Source organism: Pyrococcus yayanosii CH1 (genome assembly GCF_000215995.1).
In the GTDB taxonomy this organism is placed as follows: Archaea; Methanobacteriota_B; Thermococci; order Thermococcales; family Thermococcaceae; genus Pyrococcus; species Pyrococcus yayanosii.
In genome coordinates, this window is record NC_015680.1 from 150,083 (window position 1) to 169,707 (window position 19,625).

33 protein-coding genes, 1 tRNA gene, 1 rRNA gene and 1 pseudogene are annotated in these 19,625 nt (G+C 50.2%); 20 read left to right on the plus strand and 16 right to left on the minus strand.

What is annotated here, in order from left to right:
* Positions 1-56 precede the first annotated feature (56 nt).
* Entirely contained in the window at positions 57-332 is a 276-nt protein-coding gene (locus PYCH_RS00830; protein ID WP_013904940.1) for a hypothetical protein, read from the plus strand.
* On the opposite strand, the gene PYCH_RS00835 is transcribed toward PYCH_RS00830, so the two are convergent.
* Positions 313-978, minus strand: a complete 666-nt coding sequence (locus PYCH_RS00835; protein WP_013904941.1) for an HAD family hydrolase — start codon at positions 976-978, stop codon at positions 313-315. The two genes, PYCH_RS00830 and PYCH_RS00835, sit on opposite strands and share 20 nt — an antisense overlap.
* 73 nt (positions 979-1,051) lie before the next feature.
* Between PYCH_RS00835 and PYCH_RS00840 the strand changes: the two genes are divergently transcribed.
* The 3 genes from PYCH_RS00840 to PYCH_RS00850 all read left to right on the plus strand — a co-directional run bounded on the left by PYCH_RS00840 (position 1,052) and on the right by PYCH_RS00850 (position 3,161).
* On the plus strand, positions 1,052-2,005 hold the full coding sequence (locus PYCH_RS00840) for an SDR family oxidoreductase (protein WP_013904942.1): 954 nt from the start codon (positions 1,052-1,054) through the stop codon (positions 2,003-2,005).
* A 13-nt stretch (positions 2,006-2,018) separates the two neighbouring features.
* Positions 2,019-2,717: an acetate--CoA ligase family protein gene (locus tag PYCH_RS00845; protein WP_013904943.1), complete on the plus strand. Its 699-nt coding sequence runs from the start codon at positions 2,019-2,021 to the stop codon at positions 2,715-2,717.
* 102 nt (positions 2,718-2,819) lie between these two features.
* Positions 2,820-3,161, plus strand: a complete 342-nt coding sequence (locus PYCH_RS00850) for a hypothetical protein (RefSeq protein WP_013904944.1) — start codon at positions 2,820-2,822, stop codon at positions 3,159-3,161.
* Here the strand turns inward: PYCH_RS00850 and PYCH_RS09925 are convergent.
* The 4 genes from PYCH_RS09925 to PYCH_RS09725 form a co-directional block, all read right to left on the minus strand.
* A complete protein-coding gene (locus PYCH_RS09925) occupies positions 3,158-3,298 on the minus strand; it encodes a hypothetical protein (protein ID WP_013904945.1) in 141 nt (46 codons plus the stop codon). The genes PYCH_RS00850 and PYCH_RS09925 overlap by 4 nt on opposite strands.
* Positions 3,299-3,853: 555 nt before the next feature.
* The gene (locus PYCH_RS00855; protein WP_048058131.1) at positions 3,854-5,041 is read right to left on the minus strand and encodes an MFS transporter; all 1,188 of its coding nucleotides are present in this window, start codon (positions 5,039-5,041) and stop codon (positions 3,854-3,856) included.
* A 39-nt stretch (positions 5,042-5,080) separates the two neighbouring features.
* Entirely contained in the window at positions 5,081-5,557 is a 477-nt protein-coding gene (locus tag PYCH_RS00860; protein ID WP_237698674.1) for a GNAT family N-acetyltransferase, read from the minus strand.
* A 234-nt stretch (positions 5,558-5,791) separates the two neighbouring features.
* A complete protein-coding gene (locus tag PYCH_RS09725) occupies positions 5,792-5,980 on the minus strand; it encodes a hypothetical protein (protein ID WP_013904949.1) in 189 nt (62 codons plus the stop codon).
* 34 nt (positions 5,981-6,014) lie between these two features.
* Between PYCH_RS09725 and PYCH_RS09730 the strand changes: the two genes are divergently transcribed.
* From PYCH_RS09730 to PYCH_RS09930, 3 genes are read left to right on the plus strand one after another with little or no spacing between them, the layout of a single operon-like run.
* Positions 6,015-6,227 carry a hypothetical protein gene (locus tag PYCH_RS09730; protein WP_048058132.1) on the plus strand — a complete coding sequence of 71 codons (213 nt, stop codon included), beginning with the start codon at positions 6,015-6,017 and terminating at the stop codon, positions 6,225-6,227.
* On the plus strand, positions 6,211-6,543 hold the full coding sequence (locus PYCH_RS00870; RefSeq protein WP_158306782.1) for a GNAT family N-acetyltransferase: 333 nt from the start codon (positions 6,211-6,213) through the stop codon (positions 6,541-6,543). The genes PYCH_RS09730 and PYCH_RS00870 overlap by 17 nt, the downstream gene beginning before the upstream one ends.
* Before the next feature lie 12 nt (positions 6,544-6,555).
* A complete protein-coding gene (locus PYCH_RS09930; RefSeq protein ID WP_158306783.1) occupies positions 6,556-6,723 on the plus strand; it encodes a hypothetical protein in 168 nt (55 codons plus the stop codon).
* Positions 6,724-6,976: 253 nt separating this feature from the next.
* Here PYCH_RS09930 and PYCH_RS10055 read toward each other — a convergent pair whose 3' ends face one another.
* The 3 genes and pseudogenes from PYCH_RS10055 to PYCH_RS00875 all read right to left on the minus strand — a co-directional run bounded on the left by PYCH_RS10055 (position 6,977) and on the right by PYCH_RS00875 (position 8,095).
* Positions 6,977-7,129 carry a GNAT family N-acetyltransferase gene (locus PYCH_RS10055; protein ID WP_237698675.1) on the minus strand — a complete coding sequence of 51 codons (153 nt, stop codon included), beginning with the start codon at positions 7,127-7,129 and terminating at the stop codon, positions 6,977-6,979.
* Between the two features lie 52 nt (positions 7,130-7,181).
* Positions 7,182-7,294, minus strand: a pseudogene (locus PYCH_RS10060) (GNAT family N-acetyltransferase); the annotation flags it as partial.
* A gap of 159 nt (positions 7,295-7,453) precedes the next feature.
* Complete coding sequence (locus PYCH_RS00875) at positions 7,454-8,095, minus strand: hypothetical protein (RefSeq protein WP_013904951.1); 642 nt, start codon at positions 8,093-8,095, stop codon at positions 7,454-7,456.
* Positions 8,096-8,587: 492 nt separating this feature from the next.
* On the opposite strand from PYCH_RS00875, the gene PYCH_RS00880 reads away from it, so the two are divergent.
* Complete coding sequence (locus tag PYCH_RS00880; RefSeq protein WP_237698676.1) at positions 8,588-8,941, plus strand: hypothetical protein; 354 nt, start codon at positions 8,588-8,590, stop codon at positions 8,939-8,941.
* Between the two features lie 132 nt (positions 8,942-9,073).
* Here PYCH_RS00880 and PYCH_RS10065 read toward each other — a convergent pair whose 3' ends face one another.
* Positions 9,074-9,268: a hypothetical protein gene (locus tag PYCH_RS10065; protein ID WP_237698677.1), complete on the minus strand. Its 195-nt coding sequence runs from the start codon at positions 9,266-9,268 to the stop codon at positions 9,074-9,076.
* An 80-nt stretch (positions 9,269-9,348) separates the two neighbouring features.
* The gene (locus PYCH_RS10070; protein ID WP_237698678.1) at positions 9,349-9,885 is read right to left on the minus strand and encodes an MFS transporter; all 537 of its coding nucleotides are present in this window, start codon (positions 9,883-9,885) and stop codon (positions 9,349-9,351) included.
* Positions 9,886-10,045: 160 nt separating this feature from the next.
* Between PYCH_RS10070 and PYCH_RS00890 the strand changes: the two genes are divergently transcribed.
* From PYCH_RS00890 to PYCH_RS00900, 3 genes are read left to right on the plus strand one after another with little or no spacing between them, the layout of a single operon-like run.
* Positions 10,046-10,486 carry a helix-turn-helix domain-containing protein gene (locus tag PYCH_RS00890; RefSeq protein ID WP_013904953.1) on the plus strand — a complete coding sequence of 147 codons (441 nt, stop codon included), beginning with the start codon at positions 10,046-10,048 and terminating at the stop codon, positions 10,484-10,486.
* A 10-nt stretch (positions 10,487-10,496) separates the two neighbouring features.
* Positions 10,497-11,006, plus strand: coding sequence for a hypothetical protein (locus PYCH_RS00895; protein WP_013904954.1), 510 nt, complete (start codon positions 10,497-10,499; stop codon positions 11,004-11,006).
* Between the two features lie 59 nt (positions 11,007-11,065).
* Complete coding sequence (locus PYCH_RS00900) at positions 11,066-11,215, plus strand: hypothetical protein (protein WP_237698679.1); 150 nt, start codon at positions 11,066-11,068, stop codon at positions 11,213-11,215.
* On the opposite strand, the gene PYCH_RS00905 is transcribed toward PYCH_RS00900, so the two are convergent.
* Positions 11,199-11,594, minus strand: coding sequence for a hypothetical protein (locus tag PYCH_RS00905; RefSeq protein WP_013904956.1), 396 nt, complete (start codon positions 11,592-11,594; stop codon positions 11,199-11,201). The genes PYCH_RS00900 and PYCH_RS00905 overlap by 17 nt on opposite strands.
* Positions 11,595-11,680: 86 nt before the next feature.
* Between PYCH_RS00905 and PYCH_RS00910 the strand changes: the two genes are divergently transcribed.
* Entirely contained in the window at positions 11,681-12,142 is a 462-nt protein-coding gene (locus tag PYCH_RS00910) for a metal-dependent hydrolase (RefSeq protein ID WP_013904957.1), read from the plus strand.
* Between the two features lie 9 nt (positions 12,143-12,151).
* Here the strand turns inward: PYCH_RS00910 and PYCH_RS00915 are convergent, their stop codons facing one another.
* Positions 12,152-12,346 carry a hypothetical protein gene (locus tag PYCH_RS00915; RefSeq protein WP_013904958.1) on the minus strand — a complete coding sequence of 65 codons (195 nt, stop codon included), beginning with the start codon at positions 12,344-12,346 and terminating at the stop codon, positions 12,152-12,154.
* Positions 12,347-12,808: 462 nt separating this feature from the next.
* Between PYCH_RS00915 and PYCH_RS00920 the strand changes: the two genes are divergently transcribed.
* The 5 genes from PYCH_RS00920 to PYCH_RS00940 all read left to right on the plus strand — a co-directional run bounded on the left by PYCH_RS00920 (position 12,809) and on the right by PYCH_RS00940 (position 14,972).
* Positions 12,809-13,591, plus strand: a complete 783-nt coding sequence (locus PYCH_RS00920; protein ID WP_013904960.1) for a DUF835 domain-containing protein — start codon at positions 12,809-12,811, stop codon at positions 13,589-13,591.
* Between the two features lie 77 nt (positions 13,592-13,668).
* Positions 13,669-14,121: a protein-tyrosine phosphatase family protein gene (locus tag PYCH_RS00925; RefSeq protein WP_013904961.1), complete on the plus strand. Its 453-nt coding sequence runs from the start codon at positions 13,669-13,671 to the stop codon at positions 14,119-14,121.
* A gap of 21 nt (positions 14,122-14,142) precedes the next feature.
* Positions 14,143-14,264, plus strand: a 5S ribosomal RNA gene (rrf, locus tag PYCH_RS00930).
* Positions 14,265-14,273: 9 nt separating this feature from the next.
* A tRNA-Asp gene (locus PYCH_RS00935) sits at positions 14,274-14,351 on the plus strand.
* A 21-nt stretch (positions 14,352-14,372) separates the two neighbouring features.
* On the plus strand, positions 14,373-14,972 hold the full coding sequence (locus PYCH_RS00940; protein WP_013904962.1) for a HemK2/MTQ2 family protein methyltransferase: 600 nt from the start codon (positions 14,373-14,375) through the stop codon (positions 14,970-14,972).
* Here the strand turns inward: PYCH_RS00940 and PYCH_RS10260 are convergent.
* The 4 genes from PYCH_RS10260 to twy1 all read right to left on the minus strand — a co-directional run bounded on the left by PYCH_RS10260 (position 14,950) and on the right by twy1 (position 17,921).
* Positions 14,950-15,084 carry a hypothetical protein gene (locus PYCH_RS10260; protein ID WP_013904963.1) on the minus strand — a complete coding sequence of 45 codons (135 nt, stop codon included), beginning with the start codon at positions 15,082-15,084 and terminating at the stop codon, positions 14,950-14,952. The two genes, PYCH_RS00940 and PYCH_RS10260, sit on opposite strands and share 23 nt — an antisense overlap.
* Positions 15,085-15,138: 54 nt before the next feature.
* The gene (locus PYCH_RS00945) at positions 15,139-15,549 is read right to left on the minus strand and encodes a PIN domain-containing protein (RefSeq protein ID WP_013904964.1); all 411 of its coding nucleotides are present in this window, start codon (positions 15,547-15,549) and stop codon (positions 15,139-15,141) included.
* Between the two features lie 29 nt (positions 15,550-15,578).
* Positions 15,579-16,814, minus strand: coding sequence for a translation initiation factor IF-2 subunit gamma (locus PYCH_RS00950; protein ID WP_013904965.1), 1,236 nt, complete (start codon positions 16,812-16,814; stop codon positions 15,579-15,581).
* A gap of 126 nt (positions 16,815-16,940) precedes the next feature.
* Positions 16,941-17,921 carry a 4-demethylwyosine synthase TYW1 gene (gene twy1 / locus PYCH_RS00955; RefSeq protein WP_013904966.1) on the minus strand — a complete coding sequence of 327 codons (981 nt, stop codon included), beginning with the start codon at positions 17,919-17,921 and terminating at the stop codon, positions 16,941-16,943.
* A gap of 336 nt (positions 17,922-18,257) precedes the next feature.
* Between twy1 and PYCH_RS09935 the strand changes: the two genes are divergently transcribed.
* From PYCH_RS09935 to PYCH_RS09745, 3 genes are all read left to right on the plus strand, one after another.
* Entirely contained in the window at positions 18,258-18,395 is a 138-nt protein-coding gene (locus PYCH_RS09935; RefSeq protein WP_013904967.1) for a hypothetical protein, read from the plus strand.
* The gene (locus PYCH_RS00960; RefSeq protein WP_083816994.1) at positions 18,392-19,108 is read left to right on the plus strand and encodes a S8 family serine peptidase; all 717 of its coding nucleotides are present in this window, start codon (positions 18,392-18,394) and stop codon (positions 19,106-19,108) included. The genes PYCH_RS09935 and PYCH_RS00960 overlap by 4 nt, the downstream gene beginning before the upstream one ends.
* Positions 19,109-19,219: 111 nt before the next feature.
* Positions 19,220-19,360 carry a DJ-1/PfpI family protein gene (locus PYCH_RS09745; protein ID WP_373419035.1) on the plus strand — a complete coding sequence of 47 codons (141 nt, stop codon included), beginning with the start codon at positions 19,220-19,222 and terminating at the stop codon, positions 19,358-19,360.
* Positions 19,361-19,625: the final 265 nt, after the last annotated feature.

Here is a 19,625-nt window from a genome sequence, read left to right on the forward strand (position 1 = left end):
TTCCTAACGGTGGGTTAGGAAAAAGTGTTATAAATGTTTTTGCCTTAACCCGGTGCATGAAGGCTGGCGAGCTCTTGAACCTCATAGATGAGGCCTTGGCAAACGTGAGGACGGCAATTGTGGCTTTTCAGATGAGAATCTTAGAGAGCCCCCACACGGCTCATGAATTTCTTCAGAAAAGTCTCGAGCTCCAAGAAGAGGTAGAGAGGCTTGAAAAGCTGAGAAAGGAGTTTGAGGCCCTAAATCCGGACAAGGAGCTTAGGGGAGAAGATATTGATGCCCTCGTTAGATACTTGGAAGCGCTGAGGAACTTCAGGGGTCACGAGTTTTGAGATCCTTGACGAGCTCGAGGAGTTCCCATAGGTTCCTGACGTAATAGTCGGCGCCCTCGACTTTCTTTTCTCTAATGACCTGGACAACTCTCACGCCTGCAGCGTGTCCGGCCTTTACGTCCAACTCGCTGTCCCCCACGACGAGGGCTTCTTCCGGTCCAATATTCATCAGCCTTAGGGCCTTCTTTACAAGGTACGGATTCGGCTTGACGCCGTCGAGGTACGCGTAGTCCTTTCCGAGGATTACGTCGAAGTAGTCCTTCAGCCCAAATGCCTCCAAGACGAGCTCCGTGTTGTCCTGGGAGGCGTTGCTGACGGCTGCAAGCTTGATTTCCATGGCCTTTAGATCTTTCAGGACTCCTACGTCTGGGAAAGTTTTTATCTTGCCCTCCCTCAAAAGTCTCTCCCGATATTCTCTGTTGGCCCTATCGAGAGCCTTCCAGAACTCCACGTGGTCGATTCCGAACTTCTCCACGTAACTCCTCGGAAGCTCCCCCTTCGCCATCTTTCGAAAGGTTTCCCAGTCCACAACGATCTCGAGCTCCTTCATCGCGGGTAAGGCGATGCTCTCGTACCACTTTCTCAGAGAGTAACCTTCATAATAGACGAGGGTCTCATCGACATCAAATATTATTCCTCTCAGCATGGTGTTTCCTATGCTTTAACCGTTATAAGGATTGAGCAAAGGGCTTAAAGGAGTAGGGCTTCCATTCCTCTGTATGCTGAGGAACAAGTTTATCATCGTCACGGGCGGCGCTGGATTCATAGGTTCTCATATAGCCGAGGTGCTCGCAGAAGACAATGAGGTCGTTGTAATCGACAACCTCTATACGGGCAGAAAAGAGAACATCCCCGCAAACGTCAAATTTGTTGAGGCTGACGTAAGGGACTATTCCATAGCCGAAATGATAAGGCATGCTGACTACATCTTCCACGAGGCCGCAATCGTCAGCGTTCAGGAGAGCATAGAGAACCCTTTGCTGACGGAGGAGGTCAATGTCCTTGGCACGCTCAACATTCTAAGGGCCTTGAGTGAAGGTCACGGCAAGTTAATCTTTGCATCTTCGGCCGCGATTTACGGTGACAGCTCAAATCTGCCCCTGAGAGAGGATGAGCCCCCGAGGCCTCTCTCCCCCTATGGTGTGAGTAAAGTAGCTGGTGAGCACTACTGCATGGTCTTCCACAGGCTTTATGGGGTTCCGACGGTTGTCCTCAGGTACTTCAACGTCTTTGGACCGAGACAGGGAGGCAATCAGTATGCCGGTGTCATACGAATATTCATGGAGAGGGCGCTTAAGGGGGAGCCCCTCGTGATATTTGGAGACGGTAGGCAGACGAGGGACTTCATATACGTTAAGGACGTAGTCAGGGCCAACATAATCGTAGCCGAAAAGAGAAGGGCCGAAGGAGAAACTTTTAACGTGGCGACGGGAAGGGAGACAACGATCTTGGAGCTTGCCCTCAAGGTCATCGAGCTCACGGGCTCTAGTAGTCCGGTACTCTTTGACGCTCCTAGGCCTGGAGATATAAGGAGGAGCGTCGCGAACGTGGAGAAGATTTCCCGGCTTGGATTTAAGCCTAGATACACCCTTGAGGATGGGCTTAGGGAGACCCTCGAATGGTTCCAAAAGACTTTTAACATTGTAAACCAATCCGGTGGTGAGTCCCTCTAACGGGGTGATTGATATGAGCAGGATTGAGAAGGCTAGGGCTATCATTGAGAAGGCCAAGGCCGAGAACAGGCCACTCGTCGAGCCAGAGGCTAAGGAGATACTCAAGCTATACGGCGTTCCCGTTCCGGACTTCAAAGTTGCCACCAACGAGGATGAGGCAGTGAAATTCGCGAGGGAAATCGGGTATCCGGTGGTTATGAAGATCGTTTCCCCGCAGATCATCCACAAAAGCGATGCTGGCGGCGTTAAGATAAACATCAAGAACGATGAGGAGGCCAGGCAGGCTTTTAGGGAGATAATGGAGAACGCCAAGAGATATAAGCCCGATGCAGACCTCTGGGGCGTCATCGTCTACAAGATGCTTCCGCTCGGCAAGGAAGTTATAGTCGGTATGATCCGCGACCCGCAGTTCGGTCCAGCTATAATGTTCGGTCTCGGTGGAATCTTCGTCGAGATCCTCAAGGACGTCTCCTTCAGGGTCGCCCCGATAACCAGGGAGGAAGCCCTCGACATGATAAAGGAGATAAGGGCCTACCCAATTCTGGCTGGGGCGCGCGGTGAGAAGCCCGTTGACATCGAGGCTTTGGCAGACATAATTGTCAAGGTCGGCGAGCTCGCCCTTGAGCTTCCAGAAATCAAGGAGCTCGACATCAACCCGATCTTCGCCTATGAGGATGGAGCTGTTGCCGTCGATGCCAGGATGCTTCTCTGACTAACTTTTATATTTCATCACATCGTCCCCGCCACTAGGAAAAAGCTTAAAAGCTCTCTTTTGGACCTTTAAATGAAAAACTCATGGGGGTTTCGAGCGCCGATGGAGGATGAGGAATCGAATAGTTTCTGGTTGATGAGGCTTTTTAAGAAGAAGCCTGAGGCAGAGGTGCTTGAGCAGGAGATAACGGATGACGCTTATGAGGAACTGAAATCCCTTTTAATGAGGGCCAAGCCGGAGGTAAGGGGGGAGGACATCGTCCTCAGACTTCCCAAGGCGGAGGTCATCTTAAGCAGGGGAAAGCTTAGGGTTAAAGCAAGCAACAGGAAGGAGGCTGAGAAGGTTTTGAGGAACCTCCACCACTACTCCCAGCCCCCTGGCCTCTGGCCCGCCTATGGCCTGAGCTATTCAATAAAGAAGGAAATTCGGACAAAGGCGTCTTAGAATCCTTGAAGCCCCTTCTTTCTCGCAATTTTCTCCAACCGTTGAAGGGTTAGGGTTCCGAATGTTATGCCTGTCGAGTACTCCTCCACGAGCTTGTCCTTAGCCTCGCTAGGGCCAAGCCTTTTCAGGAGTTCCAACCCTCTTCCGGGCGTTTTTAATGCCGTAGAGGCCGCCGAAGACTTCCAAGTTCTCTAGGTCTGTAGGCTTCCAGTAGAGGGGGCGTTCGTTTGCGAGAGAAACGCTTCTTTCATTCTCTAATGGCATCGAAGCCGAGAACCCTAACGGTTCCAGGATCTGGAATCAAAAGACCCGTCATCACTTTGAGGAGGGTTGATTTTTCCGCAACCGGTCTCGCCCGCTAAGCTCCCGCAGGTCTTTAACGTAATAGCAGGCCTCCCGATGGCTATACCTATGTCTGCCCGCTCAAACATCTTGGCGTCCGCGTAACCGTCCCCTATAGCGAGGATAAAACCGTTCCCGAATTTTTCGAGGAGCTCTTCCTTGCCCCGTCCTCAAAATTGCTCGGTTGGGTCTCCGAGTGCCTTAAAGGGCTCAAGAATCTCCTCCTTAAAGCCCCTCTCCCTGAGCGTCTCGACGAGCTCTCTTGCCTCGGAGCTCACACTGACCTTCTCCCTTGGCCTAAGGAAAGTCTCCTCGTCAATCCTTCTTGCGACCTTCTTTATTGTCCATTCTCATTGAGAGCTGTTTTTGACCTTCGCCTTTCTAAAGGCTTGTCCTTTAACGAAAAGTCCCCCAGCTAAGAGGAACAGCCCGAAGCTTACCGCATAGGGCAGCGTCGCATGTACGCTCGCCAGTGCGCCGGCAACGAAGGGTGTGAAAAGCCCAATAAGCCTGTTGTAGCTCGATATCGCCGCGTGGAACTCGCTCGCCCGCTCCTTTGGGATAAGAGAAAACATCCAAGAGCGGTAAAATGGGAACCAGAAAGTGTTGCCAAAGTCCCCCAGGGCATAAACCGCGAGTGCCAGCCAGAAAGGAGGTGCTAGAGCCATCACGAGGGCATAGAAGGCGTTGATGAGCATTCCGAGGCCGATGACATGGAAGCCCTTCTCCTTCGGAACCCTCTCGCTGGCGTAGGTTCCTATTACCGAGGCTACACTGCTCGCGCAGGCTATCAGTGTTACCTCAAAGACGGTCTTCTTGAGCACGAAGACGACGTAGTTTATGAGCACCAGCTCAGGCGCGAGGGACCACGCCAGAGTCAGCAGCGCTTCAAAGGCCAGCAGGAGCTTAAACTCGCCAACTCTGAAGGTGAAACTCTCAGAGGTTATCCTCTCCTCTCTGCCAACCGACGGAAGGAAGAACCAGATGTAGGCGATGGTCGGTATCGAGAGCAGGCCGAAGAAGAGGAACGCCAAGCGGTAGTGCTCTGCAGAGCTCCAGACGTAGCCGAAGAGGTAACCGAGGATGGGAAAGGTTATCAGCCTTGCTATCTCTGGAAGGCGCAGGTGCCAGGCGAATATCTCCTCGTACTTGTCTTCGGGATAGATTATCTGCTCATATGCTCTGTAAAGGGGGTAGAGTACCGTGGAGAGCTTTTCAACAATCCTACCCGCAAAGAGCATAAGCGGGGCTACTGTCCCCTTGGCAAATCCATAGAGGACGTAAGCGACACCATCGAGAAAATCGATGGCAATTAGCCCCTTCTTAATGTCCCAGCGGTTAAAGGCCCTGCCGAAGAGATAAGTCAGAGGAATTGAGACGATATTAACTGCTGTAAAAAACGCTCCGACTTCAAGGATGGAATAACCAGTCTTCATGAGGTAAAGCGGGAAGAGAATCCAGACTATCAGCTGGGGAGCTATGATGGTGTGGTAGAGCATATAGGCTTTGGCATCTCTAGGAATTTCACTCCAGCGCATAGAAACACCATATGAGCTTTTTAGAATGAACTTATAAGCCTAATGCTCCTTTTCCTTTCCCTTTAGGCATTTCACGTATATCAGTGCAGGCTCGCCCCATTCGGGATAGGGATCAATGAGCGCGACACTCACGAAGCCGTTCTTTTCGTAGAACTTCCTCGTTTCATCGTAGGGCTTGTATGAGAGGTCGCCGGATGTCTTGACGAGGAGTACTTCAAATCTATGTTCCTTTGCCCACTCCTCGACGAAGTTTAACAGCTTGGAACCAATGCCCTTCCCTCTGTGTTCCCTTCTTACCGCCATCCAGAGAATTTCAAGGACTTTTTCATTAAGAGACTTGACAGTTATGAAACCAAGGACTTCTTTATCGAGGGCTATGAACGTGATCTCACTTTTTAAATCCTCTTCAATAGCCCTGAGTCCAGCTTCATTGAACCACTCTGACAAATTGCGGGCTACTTCAAGACATGCATTTCTTTCGTCATCGGTCTGTAGAGATTTGATGATTATATCCAACACCCTTCTTAAAGTTTTAATTTCTTTCCAGCCACAGCCAGCCAGTCATTCCAACCCAATTAGCCGCTGAGTGAAAGGCATAGGCTGGAATCCAAGAATAACTGATTGCTCTAAAGTAACCAGCAACAAGACCAATTAAGAATGCATCCAGCACAATGAAAATCCTGGACCCTCTGGGAGCATCTTTTGTAGTTTGTAGTAAGAAATCTCCCGTTCAAGGCCTTCTTCACAACTTTATCTCTCAACATCTTTCGGCAGATACTCATCACTAAGATAGCCCTCAGCATCCGGGTATTTATCGTCCTCATAAGCCTCAGCGGTCGGGTATGTGTAAAACTCTTCGAGGGAAACGTTAAACTCCTTCCCAAGTCTTTTTGACAGTTCAGTTATTCGTTTTTGATTCTGGTTTCCACCATTAAGCAAATATTTTTTTAAGGCGCTGGACTAAGCTTTTTTGATGATAAGAAGAGCAAGAATTGAAGATGAGGATATTTTAGAAGAAATACACGCTGGAGAACCTCCATGGGAAAACTTTGAAGTTTACCTGAAAGCCATCAGGAACTCCGGCGGAGACATATTTCTTTACGAAGATAAAGGGGAAATCGAGCTTTCTTTTACCATTCAATGGGAAAGCTCACATCCATGTTCTTTGGGTGCGAGAAGGATGTAGGGGGAGAGGAATAGGTTCAACGCTTTTGGCATTTGCCAAGGAATGGGCAAAGAAACGAGGCCTGAAAGGATTAAGCGTCATTCCGGAAGACAGGAATGCCATGAAGTTTTATATGAAAAATGGATTTGAATTAAAAGACTGGCAGATAAAGGGCATAAAAGATGTTGAAGAATGTAACATGAAAATAGAGACCTGTTATGCCAATTATGATAATCCTCCAGCGTTTCCAAACATTTCAGCCGTTTATACTTCCGGTCTCTTCCTTTGGAACCTCCACAAAAGAGCTCTCCGAGTTAGATTTAAGGACTTTGTGTAAATGTCGTCATCTATGGGAAGAGACTCAACAGAAGAATTGTGGAAGTTGCCGAGTGTCTTGCCAGAAAAATCAGGAAAAAGGATGTTCCTTCAGGTTTGGATGAAAGACTGGAAGATTTTAGAGGAAGAAGGCTTTAAGGAAATCGGTAAAGTTGAGTGGATGGAAAAGGTTTTCACTTAAACCACTCTTTTAGTACCTTAGTTCACAATTCTTAAAAATTCTTCTTTAGTTCCTCTCCTTTTGTAAAACTCATTCAACAACCCTAAAAACTCTTTTTCTCCTTGATAAACCTTTCTCTGCTCCATCTAGCTATCTTGAAGGGCTCTTCTAAGAACTCAACAGTATGAGGATTTTTCGCTCCTCGGTGTTGGCTCCAGATCCTTGACAAGCTCAATCGTGTTTATCATGTCATAACCGAGCCTCTTCCAGAAGGCTACTGCATCCTTGTCCTGAGGGGAACGAAGAGGTAGAGCCAGCTGTTCCACTTGAAGACCTCTTGCTCTACCTTTTTGACGAGCTTCCTTTCGATTCCGCGCCTTCTAAACTTAGACCTGACGTATACCTCCTCGACCCAAAAGCAACCCACGCCATCGCTGGAAGCATCGCCTTCATCTTCCTTGCTCCTTCCTTCGCGTCGGGGTGAGCTTTGCCGTGCCGATGACTTTGCCATCAAGCTCGAGGACGTAGAAGTGCCCATCTCGAAGCCACTCGTCGAAGACCCGCGCCCGCCGTCCCAGGTTAGGCGTGCTATCTATTCCCATATTCTCACCAACAATATATCCTGCCTTCTTGCATTTATGCCTTTGCTTTCTGAAGTACCCCCTGAATGAACAGAGACAGAGATAGAGATGTAGCAACAGCCAGAGACCCCCCATGACGAAAATTTGGGACTTACACATTGCTTTGGAAGTTACTCTGCCTCGATGAGCACCGGACACTCTCCTTCTCCCATGCTATACACTCTGCCCTCCCATTTTCTACTCCCATCAGTATAGACAACCTTTACCCATCCCCTCTTAAGCCCCTTCTGGTGTTCTGCTATGATATTTGACCGAATAATCTCAACTTCTTCACCATTTCCAGGAGATAAGAAAATTGTGAGAGTGTTATTTTCAAATTTTAGCTCTCTGAATACGTATCCTTCCAAAATCCTAATCTTCGCAATCTCGGTCAAGTTGTAAGGACTAACGACATAGTGCATTCCCTTGATGTTACCCCCTTTGTCGAAGCTCATGATGTAATCTCTGCAGGTTGGATACAAAGGTGTTCCATCAATATCAACCACAACGGTCGCGTTCTCAAGGTCGAGATTGCAGAGGAAGCACCGAATTTTGAACTTTTCGAAGTGCCCTTTGAGGTCCTCAGAGCCCTTGAGGACGTGGAACGTCAGAGTTATTTGATCATCTTTTACGTAGTAGCCATCAGCCTCGAGTTCTCCGGGATAGTAGACGGTCACGTAGACCTCGACCGTTTTCATTGCTTGGGAAAATACAAAAGCTCCGAAAAACAGCAAAAGAAAAATGGAAACGGCTATTATCGAGCGCTTAACCATTGTATGCGACCTCCATATTTCCTAACTCACGGAATATTCCGTCAATTTCTCAATTTCACTGAAACCTGAGTGAATTCCCACTATCCTTGTACTCGGAGTATAGTACGGCTTCACGAACACCGGTGCCCCACTGAGACCTTATTTGTTTTCGTAACATGGCCACAAGTTGTTTCTCTTGTTCCTATTCCAAATTTGCACACATATAGTCCAACTACACTTATTGTGATCCCTTCAACTTCCCATCCGGAATAGATTTGCGGAGTTATTCCTCTTCCAGACAAATGTCTGGAAGAATCAGAGAAAAACCTTTTAAGGCCCTTTCCCAATTACGCCCGGTGGTATTAATGGGGCGCATTGCGTCGCTCATCATCGCCGTGCTCTTGGTCGTTGCCGCGTCCCTCGGTTACTTATACCATCAGGGGAAGAGAGGTTGAGGCCACTGTGAATGGGCTGTTTGAGGTTTCAAACACCGCCCTTTTCTGCCTTGAAGACATGAACGCCCTCGGAATCATGCTCGAAAACAACGTGAGCAATGACGTCTTTAGGGAGAGGCTAAGCAGATACACTTACTGCTCTGTGACGCTGGAAAAGGCGTCGTTCTCCCTCTATCTGCTGAATGAGGATGAGAGATACTGGAGGCTCCACGTGGCGGCCAGTAATCTGGAGGTCTACTTCCACACAGCCATGAACAGTCAAAATCCTCAGGAGAAAATATCCGACAATGTGGAGCTTATCAACAAGATTTCTCGGGAAATAAACGCGATACTCCAGAACGGGGGAGTGAAAGAGCTGAGTGATGCCCAAGCGGAAAAGCTCTTCAATCTTACCCAATCTCTCTCAGACTGAACCTCATGAATGCCAGGGCTATAACGGCTATGATGAATGCCGTCGATGAGAGCAGGGGGTTTGGAGAGATTTTTCTCAATCAGCCACGCGAAGGTCAGCTGCGAGATGGGGATCACCAGTGTCACCATGGCATCAAAGGCACCCCTGAAAGAAGAGCGTTATCAGTACGGGAACACCGACGATGAGGATAGCAAAGCTCTGGAGCAGCATACCAGCTAAGAGTGGCCTTCTGATATCCAGTTTCCTTCTGTGGGCAAAGTAGGTGATTCCCAGAACGGCCACTAAACTCCCCACCGTTGTCAGCGACTGAAGTAGGCCATATATCACCTCCCCCTTTTACAGGGCCCTGAGCGATGAGAAGACGAATATCCTGAAGGAGCCAAGGGCGAAGTTGAAGAGCAGGAGAGTTACCATGAAGCCGATGACGAGCTTTCTGCTAATTTTAGCTGGTTTGGACCTTTCTTCCGTCTCTTTTTCCGCTTCACCTCAACGCTGAGGTACGGAATCAGCGTGAGTGCACCGATGAGTAAGAGGGCTGCATCTATCAGCATGCTCCATATTCCGAAGCGGTAGGCGAGAAAACCTGCGAGTGGATACGCGAGGAGTGAAGTGGCCTCGCCAGCAGTCTCCTTGGTCGCGTTGAGCCTCTGAAGTTCGGACTCTTGGAGGGTCATCGAGGCAACCAGCGAAAAGCCGTAGTATCGGTGAAGGATGTCTAAAGCTGAGATCCCTGAGACGAGGAGATAGAAGGCCCAGACTTTTGAGGAGAGAGGGATTATGAGAACCGCCAGGAAAGCCTGAAGGATGAGCGCGAGAAAGGCCAGCCTCACCTTTTCGGCCATTCTGTCAAGGGTTCGGCCGAGGAGAGGTGGCAGGATGACCCATGGCAGGTGGGTGAAGAGCGAGTAGCTGCCTATGCTTATCAGTGAGCCCGTAGCGTTCAAGATGCTCCAAGGTAGGGCAACGGTCTCTGAGTGAAGCCGTGAGCAGGTAGAGGCGGTAGAGGGCTTGTTTCATGGAGGTGCTTTCTGAATCCGACTTTTAAAATAATTCTGCTCAAACCTAACCAGAAAAGCTAAAGCCTTGAGCACACAAGAGAAAATCATGCCCGACGATGACCTTGCCAGGGAAGTCCAGGAGCTCAAGAAAGCCCTTGCCGAGCTCAGGAAGAGCTTTAACCTGGTCTCTCAGCTAGCCCAGGCTTATCTCAAGCTGCTCAATATTTACGCTCAGCATGGGGAGCTGGGCATCGATGTGGCAGTCCCGGAGGTAAGGGGCGATCCCATAGCGAGGGAGATAGTGAGGATTCTCTTTGACCTCAAGCGCGCGAACGTAAGTCAGATAGCGCGCGAGCTCAAAGGCAGGCGCGGGAAAGCCTCCAGAAATACTGTGCGTGCAAAGCTGACTGAGCTTAAGGAGCTCGGCATCGTCGTTGAGGTTCCCGGCGAGAGGGGGAAGACCTACACCCTCTCAAGGGAAGTGGTCAGGAAGTGGCTTGAAATGATCGGAATGCCGATTAGGCTTGACCAGCTTAATGATTACTGAGGTGGTTGATATGGTGGATGTTGAGACTGGGAAGAAAACCCCCGAGCAGCTGGAAAGGCTTTTAGATGAGCTGGTTGAAGGGATAAAAAACGCCAAGACGCCGGAGGAAGTAGAGCTGCTTGAGAAGAAGGCGAAGATTGTGGAAGACCTCATCAAGGCCTACGAGGGAGACAAAGACCTTGAGCAGGTCGGAAAGCTTGTGGAAAAGCTTGGCGACGTCATGGAGAACCTTATTGGGCCGCTGAAGGACCTCCTCGCAGAGCTCTATAGCCCAGACAGGATAGAGGCTATGGGCAGAAGTGTGGCAGAGTTCTATAAAACTCTCGTTGAAGCAGGTATGGATAAAGAAGAGGCTACAAAACTGACGAAGGAGTACATGGACAGCATAAACATCGTCAAGAAGCTTATGGAGTCCCTTGGAAGCGTGATGGGCCATGGAAAGGAGCAGGGCAACTGGTGGATGAAGATGGTGGGGCAGACACCTAAAAAGCCTGGAAACGATGGGGAGGAGGGAGCTTGAGACTTCCCCTTCGCTTTTTTCTTCGACTTCCCCTTTTACTCTTCAAGCTAGCTGGGTTAGTGGGTGTGATAAACCGCGGAAAGAGGAGGTTCAGAAAGGTTCTAATCGAGAGCGGCCTTCCTAAAGACGTCGTTGAGGGGCTGGTGGAGAAGTTTGACCCGACAAGGCCGCTCAAGAAAGCCTTTCGGAAGTTCATCTACTGGCCTTAACCTTGAAGTGTATCCACTCCCTTTCGTTCAACTCGTTCTTGACTACGATGTAGAGGTTCTCGGTAGTGTTGAAGTTCAGCTTAACGTAGTTGATGTTCTCCCATGAGTAAACCGCCGTGAAGCTCTCGCCCTTCTTAAAGTGCTCAAGATTGTGTTTGTCGAGGACGTAAACCGAGAACAGCCTCCCCTCGACGTATCCATCGACGTGAACATTGGCAGGAAGGATGTCCACTTTGAACTCGCCGGCATTGTAGAGTTCCCTTTCGTCAAGGTACTGGAAGCCGATTGCATTGATTATTTTCTCTCCATTCACCCCCACGATGACACACATCAAGGTGAGAACTGCAAGAGCTACTATCACTTTGGACACCTTTCTCATGGGGGCCACCCAATGAAACAAAATTCATGAGCTTAAGAACTTTTCCTAACAGAAAAAGTTATAACTCCGAGGAGATTCGTTGAAACATGCCGTTCACTCCCTTTCATCTTGGCCCGGCGTTGCTGTTCGCGACAACTCTCGACTTCCCGACATTCCTGATCGCTAACGTCATCGTGGACTTTGAGCCCTTTCTCGTGATGACCTACGATTTAGACCTGCGCTACGGCTACCCTCTCCACGGCTTCTTCCACACATTCCTCGGAGGGGCGCTCGTTGCTCTGATTCTGGCGGAAGGTATGGTCGTCCTCTACAGCCAGTTTGGAAAAGAGGTGAACATCAAGAAGCTCAGAATCACTGCGCTGAGCGGGATCTGGCTCCACATAGTCCTTGATTCTTTTCTTTATATGGATATAAAGCCCTTCTTTCCTCTGAGCTGGAATCCGTTCTATGGCCTGTTCTCTGGCATCGAGGTTTACGGATTCTGCGTGGTGGCATTTGTCATTGGAGCACTACTGCACATTGTTACTAAACGAAAATGGGAATCATAGCAGGATAGTTCAAGTGCCGTAAATTTTCTTCTTGAAGAACTCTGTTAGGTCTTTCCCGATAACTTCTTCGGCGAGCTCCATAAATTTCTTAGAATCTATCCCTTCGATATCTCTGCTCCTTCTCACAAGCTCATAAAAGGCGTTGCTGAGACGCTGATGGAGTGCAACGTTAGAGCGAAGAAAATGGAGATAAGGAACGAGCACTCAGTTCGTCGGCATTCCAGACCTCATCAGGAGTTCACTATGGCCTCCTCCTCATCCTGCGGTAGTATCTGCGGCTCGTAGGCTACATCGTACTGCCTTGAGAGCACCGTGGTGAGAGGTCCTGACGTGGTCCCTTGAGCTAATTATAAGGTTCTAGAAGGCGTACCCAGCCACTCTTCAAGATCCTTGATGCCGACATTCCCGATGAGTGCTCCCACCTCAAGGGTCGCAACTTCATTCTGTATTCCCTGCTCCATGAGCTGGTCGTAAAGGCCTGAAGCTTTGTTGTTCCATTTTCATATCTTTTTTGGATGCCTCACCACAGACCTCCGCTAAGAGAGATGCAAGTAGGGCATTGGTAGTCGAAGTGTGAAAGATCGTTTTTGATACTGGGCAGGTTTAAGTTTAAAAAGACATCTACTGCATAGTGTTTGAGCAAAATTGGGGCGAGAGGTGAAGAAAGTGGCAAAACCTATAGTGCCTCTCTATGAGGTTGCATATGACATCACAATGCTTGCGGTTATTGGTTATGTATGGCTTTTCTTCTTAAGGAGATGGAACCGGTACATGGCCGAACTCAGATCGTTTGCTCGTAGAGCGGCAATATTCCTTGGTTTCGGCTTTATTGGGAGGGTGATAGACCTCGTAGACAATTTTATTGAGGTGCCTTACGGGGAAATTGCCACGGCGATTCTATATGGAGTTTCAATAGCGGGGGTTATATATACCACGGTTCATTACCTCAAATTTCTTGAGGTTAAATACGTCCTCGTATCACCATCGCCAAAAATTGCAAACAACAACAGTGAGGAGAAAAAACTAGTTGGCGCCTACATAATTTCTGGCTCGAGAGTTAAGATTGTCGAGGTCATAAATATGATAAAAGAACTTAAGGTGCCGATATTAGTTTTTACGCGTTCTCCGGAGTTCTATAAAGGTCTCGATGAGAATGTAAAAATCGTGTGGATTAGTCAGGCCACGGACGTTGGTATTCCTCCCACAAAACTCCACGTCATCCAGGATTATGCTATAAGATTTGCAAGGGAAAGTAACCATGCTATTGTTGTTATAGATTGCCTTGAATATCTCCTTATATACAACGAGTTTTCAAGCGTCTTCAAGTTCCTCGTTAACTTGAAGGATCATTTGAGAATGCTGAACTCCGCGTTGATACTCGCCGTTGATGAGAAGGCCCTTGACAAAAGGCAGTATCACCTATTAATCAACGAGTTCGAACCCCTCTGATATTCGCTAATTTAGGCTTTCTGGACCGGCAGGTTTTAAACATTTCCGACCACGGAATTTAGGGGGAGATTGTCCACGTGAAATTCGTGACCGAACGTGTGGCCTTCAGTCCGATGCCCACCCTGGAGGAGCTGGGCGAACTGCTAAAGGAGTTCAGGGCGTTTGTCGTGCTTGTGGAGGACTTCGAACTTGAATACGATATTGAGGCCCTGGAGGAGGTTGTGGACGTTCTCTACTCCCTCATACCCGACTTCCCGGCCCCTAGCCTTGAGCAGCTCCTTGAGATAGTCCAGTGGATAGAGGCGAGGGTCAGGGAGGGTAAGAAAGTTCTAATTCACTGCCTCAGCGGCTCGGGACGGAGCGGAACAGTGGCAGTCGCCTACCTGATGTATTCCCAGGGACTTTCCCTCCATGACGCCCTCTCAAAGGTTCGATCCCTCAAGCCGAGTGCCATTGAAACCGAAGACCAGATGGATGTCCTGAGGGCCTTCGAGGTCTTGCTGGCGTGGGACCGAAAAGTTTTTAAATAGGTGGCTCTGAGGGTATTCCGGCACGGCGGCCATAGCGGGGGGGCCACACCCGGTCTCGTTTCGAACCCGGAAGTTAAGCCCCCCAGCGATCCCGGTTGTACTGCCCTCCGAGAGGGGGCGGGAAGCCGGGGACGCCGCCGGCCACTCAAAGCGCCCGGGTGGTGTAGCCCGGTCTATCATACGGGACTGTCACTCCCGTGACCCGGGTTCAAATCCCGGCCCGGGCGCCAAATTCTTCTATTGTCCCTCTTATGGCGATCCACTACGCCGGCCTCAGGATAGAGCTTCATCCAGACGTTTACGAACCTGCGGAGGACACCTTCCTTCTAGCTGAGAATCTCGACGTTCGGGAGGGAGAAATAGTTCTCGACATGGGGACCGGAGCGGGAATAATAGCTCTCCTCGCCGCGAGGAGGGCGAGATTTGTCGTGGGTGTTGACATAAACCCCATGGCTATTGAACTCGCGTGGAAGAACGCGCGGTTGAACGGGATAAAAAACGCCATCTTTATCAGGAGCGACCTCTTTGAGAACGTTAGGGGAACCTTCGACCTCATAACCTTCAATCCGCCCTATCTTCCGGGTGAGAAGGTGGAAGAGCCAATAGACTTGGCCTTGGTCGGCGGCCCGAGGGGCGACGAGGTTCTCAGAAGATTTGTAGCCCGGGTCGACGAGTATCTCTCGGCTAGCGGGAGAGTTTTGGTCGTTGTTAGCTCTCTCACAGGCGAGGGCATCGAAGGTACCACAAAGCTCTTCGAGGAGCACGGCTTCGAGACTGAAGTAATCGCGAAGAAGAGGATCTTCTTCGAGGAGCTGGCCATCATCAGGGCTACGAGAGCTGAACGCGTTTAACGGTCGTAATTAGCCTGACCCTTGGCTTCTGCTCCTCTCGTTCTTCTTCGGAAAGCTCTATTTTAAAATCCCTCCACTTGGCCAACATAGGCTCGGGTTTTATATGGCGCATGTCCTCGACTTTTTGCTTAGATATTTAAGCCTTTCGTCGAAATGCATAACCCGCTTACTCCAGCATACCCTCAAGCTCAAGCCTCTTCTTCTGCCTCAGAAAAACGACGGGAACGCCAGCTTCTCTTAGCTTTTTCCTGAGCATTTTGTCGTTGGTACCTACTATAACGCGGTCATTATTAACGGCAAACTCATATATGAGCTCGTCCGTGGGTCTCTCGCCGAACCTTCCTATTTCTATGACCCGAAAGCGCTCAGCTATCGCAAGGGCCATTCTCACCGCTATGAGGTCCCTGCCCCTAACCTTACCCGCTATGACCCTCAATTCCTCGAGGACAACATTGGGGATTACCATCTCGTATCTCACATCGAGTATCCTTTCCAGCTCCCCGATTATGTCCACACCAAACTGGCCTGGAACCAGGAGGAAGTTAGTGTCGGGAACCACAAGCCAGGGGCGCCTCATGAAAAATCACCGAAAGAAAAGGAGAGAAGTCACTCCTTGATAAAGCCGTAGCCTATGAGTCTCCACCTCGACCCTATCTGCCTGCTTATAGCCACTCTATCGCCCGGCTCGGCACACACGGGTATCTGGAGCTTAAGCTCGATCTCATCCTTGCCGAGGCCCGTGACGAGTCCCATTGTCCTTGCCGTGCCCACGTTGAGCAACAGGACCTCCTTCCTCTTGATAGGCTCCACCTTGAGCTCCTGCTCCGTTCCGACGACTCTCTCTAGGAGGTGAACTTCAAGCCTTAGGTCCTCCCAGACGGGCGGAAGTTTTCCAGGCTTTCCGACGACGTTTCCGGCCATGAGGTCACCCTTGGTCAAGTAAGGGTCGAGCTTCGTCCCAACGCCGACGAGGCCGCCGGGATAAGCCTCATCGACGAATCTCCCTCCAGCCTGGAGGGACACGATCTCGGTGGTTATTGGCTCGTACCTTATCCTGCCGTGTTCCTCGTAGGGAACGCCGGGCCTTATCTCTATCTCGTCTCCCACCTTCAGCTTGCCCTGGACGATGGAGCCACCCAGCACACCTCCCACGAGCCTCTCCGGCGGTGTTCCAGGCTTGTTGACATCGAAGCTCCTAAGAACGAGCATCTTGGGAGGCTTGTTAGGGTCCCTCTTGGGGGTAGGTATGAAGTCCTCGATGGCCTTAACGAGGACGTCTACGTTGGCTCCGTGGAGAGCCGAGATGGGTATTATAGGAGCGTTCTCGGCTACGGTCCCCTTTATGAACTCCTTTATCTGTCTGTAGTTCTCAAGGGCCTTTTCCCTATCCACGAGCTCTATCTTGTTCTGGGCGATGATGATGTTCTTCTGGCCGATTATCTGAAGGGCCATCAGGTGCTCTCTCGTCTGGGGTCTGGGACAGGGCTCGTTGGCCGCTATGACTAGGATAGCCCCGTCCATTAGGGAGGCACCGGCAAGCATCGTGGTCATCAGGGCCTCGTGGCCGGGAGCGTCTATGAATGAAACCCTCCTGACGAACTCTGTCTCATGGCCACAGTAGGGGCAGACGGGCGATGTTGAGTACCTTCCACAGTTGGGGCACTCCCTTATCTCGGCGTCGGCGAAGCCTATCTTTATCGTGATGCCCCTCCTCAGCTCCTCGCTGTGGGTATCAGTCCAGACGCCCGTGAGGGCCTTCGTCAGCGTGGTCTTGCCGTGATCAACGTGACCGACCATCCCTATGTTTACCTCTGCCTGCTTCGTCTTCCTTTCCTCCGCCATGGCTCTCGCCTCCGAAAATGTTGGGGAAGGGGTAGTTTATATTTCTTTGCCCATTTCCTGGAAAAAACTTCACCTACCTCAATGGTCCAGTTCTCAAGTCTAAAAGGGAGGAAGGTAGGAAAAGGGTCAGTGCTTTATGAACCTTTCCTCTACGTCATCCCTCATTATGAGGACGACACGGCTGGGCGCGTACTCGTCTTCGATGTGATAGCCGGGCAGGTGCCTAACGAGGGCCTCCGCAAAGGCCTTGATATCATCATGACTCGGCATATTGTTTATCGTTAAGCGGTTCCGGGAGAAGCCCACGAACATATAGGCTTTCGCCTCGACGAACATCGGTTTAGCCTTCATTATCAGCTTTGCGTAGCCCTCGGGGTTGTGCATGTTCTCGCCCTTGACTAATGTCAGCCTTATCACAGTCCTCGTGGGCAGGTCCCTCATGAGCTCGAGCGTCCTCAGTATCCTGTCCCAGCCGTCAGGTATCATGGGGATGTTCACGCGGTTGTAAGTCTCTATGTCGGGGGCCGTTACTGAGACATAAAGTTGCGTCGGTAGCTTGTCCTCCTTTATCATCTCCTCCAGTCTCTCCGGCACGGTTCCGTTGGTGACTATAAATGTCGTGAAACCGCGCTTGTGGAACTCTTCGACGAGGTCACCCATGTATGGATAGAGCATAGGCTCGCCAGAGAGACTTATGGCTGCGTGCTTTGGATGCCAAGCTTCCTCGAACGTCTCCTTGGTAACCTTTGGGTTGCCCTTGTAACCGACAAGAAGCTTTCTCTGAGCCTTTATGCTCTCCTCGACGATGAAGGCTGGGTCGTCCCATGGTTCTGGAAGCTCGGTTCCAAGGAACCCCTCCATTGGGCGCCAGCAGAATATGCAGTTGTGGGTGCACCATGCCGTTACCGGTGTCATCTGCAGACAACGATGGCTGTGAATGCCGTAGAACTTCTGCTTGTAACAAAAGCGGCCCTTTGTCAGGCTCTCCTTGAGCCAGTGGCAGAGCTTGACGCCGCTGTGGTGGCCCACTATGATGTAATGCTGCTTCCTGAAGAGCCCCGCGATTTCCTCGGGCATGTTCGGATTGGATCTCACGACTATCGCCATTAGCCTCACCTAACTCACTCTGGATGGAAGTCAGAGTAGCCTCTTAAAAAACCTGATGGACCAGGATTGTTCCCCTCCATTGTCGAAAAATTTTCAATTTTCTATTATGTTTAAGTTAAGTATCTTGGAGTTTTAGTCTCCCTGAGCGCAATGTTTTGGCATTTCAGGCATCCTTTTAGAAATGTTTCAAAACACATTTTGAGGGGATTGTTGTATTTTGTACATTGGATTTTCCTATATTTGGATGATAAAATGTCAATATGCAATTCACGAAAAACTTAAGTATATGTGCTCTATCATGTGGGAGCGAATAAAATTGTACTGAGGTGTTGTTAAATGAGCAAGAAGGTAGCTATTGGGTTGTTAATGAGCCTACTGTTTCTGGCAGTACTCTTCGCCGTCCCTGCCGTTGCTGAAAAGCCAGAGACCATCAGGACGATAATGGCCATGGAACCCACGTTGCTGGAACCATAGCTGCCCTCAACAACGATATGGGTGTCGTTGGTGTAGCCCCGAAGGTTGAGATATACGCAATCAAGGTTCTCGACAGGACGGGAAGCGGAACCTACACAGACATAGCCATCGGTATTGAGCAGGCCCTCCTTGGTCCGGACGGAGTCCTCGATGCTGACGGCGATGGAATAATTGTTGGTGATCCCGATGACGATGCCGCCGAAGTTATAAGCATGTCCCTTGGTGGTCCAACTGATGACCAGTACCTCCACGACATAATAATCCAGGCATACAACTACGGTGTTGTTATCGTTGCCGCTAGCGGTAATGATGGTGCTGACCAGCCAAGCTATCCAGCGGCTTATCCCGAGGTCATTGCCGTCGGTGCCACAGACTCTACCGATGCTATAGCCTCTTTCAGCAACCTCCAGCCCGAAGTCACTGCTCCGGGCGTTGACATCCTTAGCACATACCCGGACGACACCTACGAGACCCTCAGCGGCACCTCAATGGCAACCCCGCACGTCAGCGGTGTCGTTGCCCTCATACAGGCTGCCTATTACAACAAGTACGGAAAGGTCCTTCCGGTTGGAACCTTCGACGACATGAGCACCAACACCGTCAGGGGAATCCTCCACGTTACCGCGGACGATCTTGGAGACCCTGGATGGGATATCTACTACGGCTATGGAATAGTCAGGGCCGACCTGGCAGTCCAGGCTGCTCTCGGTTGACTGTTCCTCCTTATTTTTGTTTATACCTGGCCGAAATGGCTACCAGTCGCTTGACCAGTTCTGAATAGAAACTGTTTTAGCTGGGCCCAGAAATGACTTTTGGTGATTGATATGAGGGTGCTGTTTCTGAGTGCGGACCAGTTCGAGGACGTGGAGCTGATATACCCGCTCCACAGACTCAAGGAGGATGGCCACGAGGTTTACGTGCCGGTGAAAGCCTCGTCCTTTAGGGCGGGGTTGCAGTATTCTTGAGTCGAGCATTCTAACCACCGAAACCTTTTTAAGTCTTGCCAGCGTAATAAGGCCTCGAAGAGGCCACCGTAAGATAACCCGATGAGATGAGGGGTTTCACGTTACCCTCCAGCGTTGGAGGGTTGGCGCTGTTAAGCGTCCTTTCAAAAGACTGCCTCTTGGCAGTCAAAAACTCTGAGGGGTGGCCTCTAAACGATAACCCTAATCCGGGTTTGCCGGTAGGGGTAACGGGCCGAAGACCCGGCCTGCGGGCTGAACCGAAACT

Excerpts from the sequence above, each read along its gene's own strand:
- PYCH_RS00850 (WP_013904944.1), top strand. The coding sequence starts at position 2,820 with ATGGAGGATGAGGAATCGAATAGTTTCTGGTTGATGAGGCTTTTTAAG.
- PYCH_RS00910 (WP_013904957.1), top strand. The coding sequence starts at position 11,681 with ATGCCGTTCACTCCCTTTCATCTTGGCCCGGCGTTGCTGTTCGCGACA.
- PYCH_RS00940 (WP_013904962.1), top strand. The coding sequence starts at position 14,373 with ATGGCGATCCACTACGCCGGCCTCAGGATAGAGCTTCATCCAGACGTT.
- PYCH_RS00840 (WP_013904942.1), top strand. The coding sequence starts at position 1,052 with ATGCTGAGGAACAAGTTTATCATCGTCACGGGCGGCGCTGGATTCATA.
- PYCH_RS00875 (WP_013904951.1), bottom strand. The coding sequence starts at position 8,095 with ATGGTTAAGCGCTCGATAATAGCCGTTTCCATTTTTCTTTTGCTGTTT.
- PYCH_RS00950 (WP_013904965.1), bottom strand. The coding sequence starts at position 16,814 with ATGGCGGAGGAAAGGAAGACGAAGCAGGCAGAGGTAAACATAGGGATG.
- PYCH_RS09730 (WP_048058132.1), top strand. The coding sequence starts at position 6,015 with ATGATAAGAAGAGCAAGAATTGAAGATGAGGATATTTTAGAAGAAATA.
- PYCH_RS00855 (WP_048058131.1), bottom strand. The coding sequence starts at position 5,041 with ATGCGCTGGAGTGAAATTCCTAGAGATGCCAAAGCCTATATGCTCTAC.
- PYCH_RS00880 (WP_237698676.1), top strand. The coding sequence starts at position 8,588 with ATGAACGCCCTCGGAATCATGCTCGAAAACAACGTGAGCAATGACGTC.
- PYCH_RS09745 (WP_373419035.1), top strand. The coding sequence starts at position 19,220 with ATGAGGGTGCTGTTTCTGAGTGCGGACCAGTTCGAGGACGTGGAGCTG.
- PYCH_RS00835 (WP_013904941.1), bottom strand. The coding sequence starts at position 978 with ATGCTGAGAGGAATAATATTTGATGTCGATGAGACCCTCGTCTATTAT.
- PYCH_RS00890 (WP_013904953.1), top strand. The coding sequence starts at position 10,046 with ATGCCCGACGATGACCTTGCCAGGGAAGTCCAGGAGCTCAAGAAAGCC.
- PYCH_RS00895 (WP_013904954.1), top strand. The coding sequence starts at position 10,497 with ATGGTGGATGTTGAGACTGGGAAGAAAACCCCCGAGCAGCTGGAAAGG.
- PYCH_RS09930 (WP_158306783.1), top strand. The coding sequence starts at position 6,556 with ATGGGAAGAGACTCAACAGAAGAATTGTGGAAGTTGCCGAGTGTCTTG.
- PYCH_RS09935 (WP_013904967.1), top strand. The coding sequence starts at position 18,258 with ATGAGCAAGAAGGTAGCTATTGGGTTGTTAATGAGCCTACTGTTTCTG.
- PYCH_RS00945 (WP_013904964.1), bottom strand. The coding sequence starts at position 15,549 with ATGAGGCGCCCCTGGCTTGTGGTTCCCGACACTAACTTCCTCCTGGTT.
- PYCH_RS00830 (WP_013904940.1), top strand. The coding sequence starts at position 57 with ATGAAGGCTGGCGAGCTCTTGAACCTCATAGATGAGGCCTTGGCAAAC.
- twy1 (WP_013904966.1), bottom strand. The coding sequence starts at position 17,921 with ATGGCGATAGTCGTGAGATCCAATCCGAACATGCCCGAGGAAATCGCG.
- PYCH_RS00845 (WP_013904943.1), top strand. The coding sequence starts at position 2,019 with ATGAGCAGGATTGAGAAGGCTAGGGCTATCATTGAGAAGGCCAAGGCC.
- PYCH_RS10260 (WP_013904963.1), bottom strand. The coding sequence starts at position 15,084 with ATGCGCCATATAAAACCCGAGCCTATGTTGGCCAAGTGGAGGGATTTT.
- PYCH_RS00905 (WP_013904956.1), bottom strand. The coding sequence starts at position 11,594 with ATGAGAAAGGTGTCCAAAGTGATAGTAGCTCTTGCAGTTCTCACCTTG.